Below are 6,162 nucleotides of genomic sequence, written 5' to 3'. Positions count from 1 at the left end.
AACATCACCATCACCAAGAGAGACGAGTGTAAAGACCGTTTCTCCATGGACAAAATTATGAACGCTATCATCAAGGCATTTGACTCCGTGAATGAGCCAATCGACCTTGGTAATGTTTCAAAACTTATCAGCCGTCTTAATATCTATAATAATATTAAGGTGGAAGATATTCAGAACCAGGTAGAAGAGGCTCTGATGGCAGAAGGTTTCTTCAAGGTAGCCAAGTCGTTTATGCTTTATCGTCAGCAGCATACTGAAGACCGCGAAACCTTGGAGCGCCTGAAGTTCTTGACCGATTATATGCAGGCTTCCAATGCCGCTACAGGTTCCAAGTATGATGCCAATGCCAATGTGGAGCACAAGAATATCGCTACACTTATCGGCGAATTGCCCAAGTCAAGTTTTATCAGACTTAATCGTAAACTTCTTACCGACCGCATCAAAAAGATGTACGGAAAGGAACTGTCGGACGAATATATAGACAAACTCACACACCACTTTATATATAAGAATGATGAGACATCGCTTGCCAACTATTGCGCATCCATCACCATGTACCCTTGGCTGATAGGTGGCACGTCGTCAATAGGCGGCAACTCTACCGCTCCCACCAACCTCAAGTCTTTCTGTGGTGGTTTCATCAATATGGTGTTTATGGTCAGCTCTATGCTCTCTGGCGCATGCGCTACACCGGAGTTCTTGATGTATATGAACTATTTCGTTGGACTGGAGTTCGGCCAGGACTACTACAAGCGAGCTGATGAGGTGGTTGATTTGTCGTTGAAGAAGCGCACTATTGACAAGGTGATAACCGACAGCTTTGAGCAGATAGTTTATTCTCTTAACCAGCCCACCGGCGCACGTAACTATCAGGCTGTTTTCTGGAATATTTCCTATTATGACAGGTACTATTTCGATAGTCTTTTTGGCAATTTCTATTTCCCCGATGGAAGCCTGCCCGATTGGGAAGGACTGTCATGGTTGCAGAAACGATTCATGAAGTGGTTCAACGAGGAGCGCACCAAGACGGTGCTTACCTTCCCTGTTGAGACCATGGCCATGCTTACCGAGAATGGTGAATGTAAGGACAAGGAGTGGGGAGAGTTTGCAGCTGAGATGTACTCCGAGGGTCACAGCTTCTTCACATATCTTAGCGACAATGCCGACAGCCTCAGTTCTTGCTGTCGTCTGCGTAACGAGATACAAGACAATGGGTTCAGCTATACGCTGGGAGCCGGTGGAGTTTCGACCGGTTCGAAGAGCGTGCTCACTATCAACCTGAATCGTTGCATACAGTATGCTGTCAATCACAATCTCGACTATAAGGAATACCTCTCTCATGTCATTGACCTCTGCCACAAGGTGCAGTTGGCTTATAACGAGAACCTCAAGGAACTTCAGAAGAATGGAATGCTTCCGCTGTTTGATGCAGGTTACATCAACTTGAGCCGTCAGTATCTCACCATCGGTGTCAATGGTCTGGTAGAGGCTGCCGAGTTTATGGGACTGAAGATTAATGACAATCCCCAGTATCTGGAGTTCGTTCAGACAGTCTTGGGACTGGTTGAGAAGTACAACAAGCAATACCGCAGCAAGGAAGTCATGTTCAACTGCGAGATGATACCTGCCGAGAATGTGGGTGTTAAGCATGCCAAGTGGGATAGGGAGGATGGCTATTTCGTTCCCCGTGATTGCTACAACTCTTATTTCTATGCGGTGGAAGATGATTCGCTGACTGTGATTGATAAGTTCAAACTCCATGGCGCTCCTTACATCGAACATCTTACTGGAGGTTCGGCTCTGCACATGAATCTTGAAGAGCATTTGAGCAAAGACCAATACCTGCAGTTGTTTAAGGTAGCTGCCAAGGAAGGCTGTAACTATTTCACCTTCAATATCCCCAATACCGTTTGTAATGACTGTGGACACATCGACAAGAGATACCTCAAAGAGTGTCCTGTCTGCAAGAGCAAGAATGTAGATTATCTTACGCGCATCATAGGTTATCTCAAGCGCGTAAGCAATTTCTCACAGGCCCGACAGGCTGAGGCAGAAAGAAGATACTATGCTAAAGTACGTTAATACAGGCATCGTTTTCCAAGAGATACCCGACGAGGTGACACTGGCAATTAATATCAGTAATTGCCCGTGCCACTGTCCTGGGTGTCACAGCAAGTTCCTTTGGGAGGATGTAGGTGCTCCATTGACGACAGAAGTGCTGGATGAGTTCATTGCCAGGTTCGGCAGCAACATTACCTGCATCTGTTTCATGGGTGGAGATTCTGACCCTTCCTATCTTAGCCAGCTTGCTGCCTATATCCACGCCAAATACCCTCATTACAGAGTAGCGTGGTATAGTGGGCGACTCCGTATCTCTTCCCAGGCATCCAAGAACGTCTTTGATTATATCAAGGTGGGCCCATACATAGCCCATCTTGGTTCTCTCAAGTGCAAGACCACCAACCAGCGTCTCTACAAACTGGATGCTGCGGGTGACATGCAGGATATAACCTATCGCTTCTGGTCACGATGATGATGGAGAAAGGACATAGACCGGCCATTGCCGTAATAGATGGTAATACGTTGGCAGCAATAGGATTGAAGACTATTCTCCAGCGTATTATGCCTATTATGGATGTCGAACTCTATGGCTCCTTCAATGAGTTTGAGGCTTCTGTCCCAGACAGGTATTTCCACTTCTTTGTTTCGGTCAATATCGTCCTTGCCCACCGCATGTTCTTCCTGGAGCATAGCCGCAAGACGATAGTGCTTACCACTTCCAGTGAAAGCCTTACGGGTTTTCATAGTATTAATGTCAATGTGTCAGAGGATATTCTGGTCAAGTCGCTGCTTATGCTGGAGCAGCATGCCCATTCTCGCGGACGCAACTTGCCTATGGATGTTCCTGCCGGTAATGCCGGAATACTTACCGATAGGGAGATAGAAGTTTTGGTATTGATTGTTGAGGGGTATATCAACAAGGAGATTGCCGACAAGTTGCATATTGGTTTGACCACAGTCATCTCTCATCGCAAGAACATCATGGACAAACTTGATGCGCGAAGCGTATCGGCCCTTACTATCTATGCTGTCACGCATGGATATGTAGATATCGCAAATATCTGATATTCCTTACTTTTTTCTTATAAGAATGGCGACAAGAGATGTCCTACCCATCCCCTGAACTTTTGCCACGGGGTGCGCCATTCATCCCATTTCTGTTCGTCCAGGAGAAAACAGTCCTTCTTGTTGTCTTCGAAGAGATTGTCCAATTCGCGGGTAGTATGGCTGTCCACGATTACAGCATTGGCTTCATAGTCCCAGCTCAGACTGCGTGCATTCAGATTGGCACTTCCCACGGTGCACACTTTCCCATCGACCATGATAATCTTGGTGTGATGGAACCCAGGCGTGTACATCCATATCCTGCAACCGTGTTTCATCAGTTTGTGGGCATTGTAGAAGCCACAATCTGGCGTCAGAGGGATGTCGCTGTGGGTAGAGAGCATTATCTCTACCTTTACACCACGCTTGATAGCATTCTTGAACGCTTTCTTGAGTTTCCTGTTCAATGTGAAGTAGGGGTTGATGAGCTTGATGCTGTCTTGGGCACAGTTGATGGCGTTCTCGTAGAAATATCTGATTATATCATTGCTTGTGCGAGGCTCGCGATTGATAATGCCCACAACCTTTTTCCCCCGACTCTCTGTGGTGTCTGGTTTCAGCCCTGTAAAGTAAGAGGTGTCGGTATAGTCACCGCGATAATACTGGGCACCATGGACATTCTGGCCAGTAGTCTTGTTCCACATCTTCAGGAAGATACGTTGCAGCGTATTTACCTCGTTGCCATCCAGACGGCAGTGCATGTCATGCCATGAGCCAACCTTTTCCGTTCCCTTGATGTAGTAGTCTGCCACATTCATACCGCCGATATACGCTATGCGTCCGTCGATGACCACAATTTTGCGGTGGTCGCGTGTCAAGACGTGGTTTATCCAGGGGAAGACGATGGGGTCAAACTTGTATATCTCTACACCTTTGGCGCGTATGGTGTCCAGATGGCGCTGCTTGAGTGGACGGTTGTTGGAAGAATTGCCAAAAGCGTCGAAAAGCGCTCTGACCTCAACACCGTGTTGGGCCTTCTCTTCGAGCAGATGGAACAGCTCGCGGGCAATCGAGTCATTTCTGAAGTTGAAATACTCCAGATGTATGGAGTGGCGGGCGTTCCTGATGGCTTGAAACATATCCTCAAACTTTTCCCGACCCGTAGCAAGCAAGGTTACGGAATTGTTGTGAGAGAAACTTACGCCCCTCTCCTTCAGTTTGTTTACGATAACAGAGTCTGATGTCTGTGCGTTGGCACAGACACAGACTAACAATACTATGATTGTTGTTATGATATGTTTCACCTTTGGTTTTGTAATGTATTAAATCATGCAACTGTAGTGGTCCACCACGCCCAGTAGTTTGTTTTCTTCGTTTACTACCAATACTGTATGCACCTTGTATTGATGCATGATGCGTTGTATCTCGGTTATCTTGGTTGATGGCAATACCGATTTGGGTGTTGTCGTCATGATGTCTTTCACCTTCTTGTCAAAGAACTTCTCACGCCATTTCTCCATAGCCCTGCGTATGTCTCCGTCGGTAATCAGACCGATAACCTTGTCGTTCTCTGTCGATACACCCAGACCCAATTTGCCTTTGCTCACCAGTATGATGGCGTCGCCAAGGTTCATGTCCTTGTCGATTACCGGCAAGTCGTGGCTTATCATGACGTCTTCAGCTGTGGTCAGCAGGCGTTTTCCCAACTCGCCACCTGGGTGGAACTGGGCGAAATCGCGAGGTTCGAAATGTCTTACCTCCATCAGAGCTACTGCCAGAGCGTCGCCCATTGCCAGTGCGGCGGTGGTGCTGCTTGTCGGGGCGAGGTTGAGCGGGCAAGCCTCCTTCTTCACCCACACCTTGATGTGGGCATTGCTGTATTTTGCGAGCAGCGAGTTCTCGTTGCCCGTCATCGAGATGATGGGTATGTTCATGTGCAGTACCATGGGGATGAAGCGGAGCAGTTCGTCGGTCTGTCCCGAGTTGCTCAGCGCCAGCACGATATCATCCGAAGTCATCACTCCCAAGTCGCCATGGAAAACATCCAATGGGTTGATGAAGAATGCGGGTGTTCCCGTTGACGACAGCGTTGCGGCAATCTTGGCTCCGATATGTCCGCTTTTGCCTACACCTGTCACGATGATTTTACCCTTGCAGTTGTAAATCATGTTGACAGCCTTGTCGAAATTCTCGTCCAGCTGTGGAATCAGTTCCAGCAGAGCCTGTGCCTCGTCTTCGAGACACTGCTTGGCGTATTGGCGTATTTGTGTGAGTTGTGTTGTCATAAGAGTTCTGTGATTAAGTTTTCCAGTTTGTCCAATGGTAACATGTTCGGTCCATCGCTGAGTCCCTTGTCCGGATTTGGGTGTACCTCAAAGAAGTAGCCATTGGCGCCGAAGGCCTTGGCTGCCTTGGCCATGGCGGGTATGAACTGTCGGTCGCCGCCCGTTGTGCCATTGGCAGCGCCTGGGCGCTGCACGCTGTGTGTGCAGTCCATGACCACCGTGGGCACTATCTCCTTCATGTCGGGGATGTTTCTGAAGTCTACCACAAGGTTGTTGTAGCCAAAGCAGTTTCCTCTTTCGGTGAGCCATACCTCGGTGGCTCCCGAATCCAGCGCCTTCTCCACGGGGTAGCGCATGTCCTTTCCGCTCAGGAATTGTGCTTTCTTGATGTTTATGATCTTACCTGTCTTGGCGGCAGATGTCAGCAGGTCGGTCTGGCGGCAGAGAAAAGCCGGTATCTGTATGACGTCCACTACTTCGCCTACAGGTTGCGCTTGCCAGCTTTCGTGTATGTCGGTGAGGATTCGCAGTCCGTATTTGGTCTTGATGTCATTGAGCATGGTCAGCCCCTTCTCCAGTCCCGGCCCTCTGAACGAGCGGATGGAGGTGCGGTTGGCCTTGTCAAATGATGCCTTGAAGATAATCTCTGTCGAGAGTCTCTTGTTGATACTTACTAACTTCTCTGCTACTGTTTCCAATAGTTCCATGTTCTCGATGACGCATGGACCGGCAATGAATAGTGGTTGCATAGCTTGCTTATGTTTAGTTGACT

6 protein-coding genes are annotated in these 6,162 nt (G+C 48.2%); 3 read left to right on the top strand and 3 right to left on the bottom strand.

Annotation, left to right across the window (positions count from 1 at the left end):
* From nrdD to CIK94_RS09010, 3 genes are all read left to right on the top strand, one after another.
* Positions 1-2,082 (top strand): anaerobic ribonucleoside-triphosphate reductase (gene nrdD, locus CIK94_RS09020; protein WP_254046181.1); only part of this gene is annotated, 2,082 nt, incomplete at its 5' end.
* Positions 2,066-2,533 carry an anaerobic ribonucleoside-triphosphate reductase activating protein gene (nrdG, locus tag CIK94_RS09015; protein ID WP_094386927.1) on the top strand — a complete coding sequence of 156 codons (468 nt, stop codon included), beginning with the start codon at positions 2,066-2,068 and terminating at the stop codon, positions 2,531-2,533. The genes nrdD and nrdG, both read left to right, overlap by 17 nt.
* On the top strand, positions 2,530-3,126 hold the full coding sequence (locus CIK94_RS09010; protein WP_371591382.1) for a response regulator transcription factor: 597 nt from the start codon (positions 2,530-2,532) through the stop codon (positions 3,124-3,126). Before nrdG ends, CIK94_RS09010 begins: the two co-directional genes overlap by 4 nt.
* Before the next feature lie 17 nt (positions 3,127-3,143).
* On the opposite strand, the gene cls is transcribed toward CIK94_RS09010, so the two are convergent.
* From cls to kdsA, 3 genes are read right to left on the bottom strand one after another with little or no spacing between them, the layout of a single operon-like run.
* Positions 3,144-4,409 carry a cardiolipin synthase gene (cls, locus tag CIK94_RS09005; protein ID WP_094422724.1) on the bottom strand — a complete coding sequence of 422 codons (1,266 nt, stop codon included), beginning with the start codon at positions 4,407-4,409 and terminating at the stop codon, positions 3,144-3,146.
* 18 nt (positions 4,410-4,427) lie between these two features.
* Positions 4,428-5,390, bottom strand: a complete 963-nt coding sequence (locus CIK94_RS09000) for an SIS domain-containing protein (protein ID WP_094422722.1) — start codon at positions 5,388-5,390, stop codon at positions 4,428-4,430.
* On the bottom strand, positions 5,387-6,139 hold the full coding sequence (kdsA, locus tag CIK94_RS08995) for a 3-deoxy-8-phosphooctulonate synthase (RefSeq protein WP_094422720.1): 753 nt from the start codon (positions 6,137-6,139) through the stop codon (positions 5,387-5,389). The genes CIK94_RS09000 and kdsA overlap by 4 nt, the downstream gene beginning before the upstream one ends.
* Positions 6,140-6,162 lie beyond the last annotated feature (23 nt).

Source organism: Prevotella sp. P4-51 (assembly GCF_002251455.1).
Classification (GTDB): Bacteria; Bacteroidota; Bacteroidia; order Bacteroidales; family Bacteroidaceae; genus Prevotella.
The sequence above is the reverse complement of the archived record's forward strand: the minus strand, read 5'-3'. Positions and strand labels throughout refer to the sequence as shown.

Bases quoted from the DNA above. Each gene is read 5' to 3' on its own strand.
- nrdG (WP_094386927.1), top strand. From the start codon at position 2,066: ATGCTAAAGTACGTTAATACAGGCATCGTTTTCCAAGAGATACCCGAC.
- CIK94_RS09010 (WP_371591382.1), top strand. From the start codon at position 2,530: ATGATGATGGAGAAAGGACATAGACCGGCCATTGCCGTAATAGATGGT.
- CIK94_RS09000 (WP_094422722.1), bottom strand. From the start codon at position 5,390: ATGACAACACAACTCACACAAATACGCCAATACGCCAAGCAGTGTCTC.
- kdsA (WP_094422720.1), bottom strand. From the start codon at position 6,139: ATGCAACCACTATTCATTGCCGGTCCATGCGTCATCGAGAACATGGAA.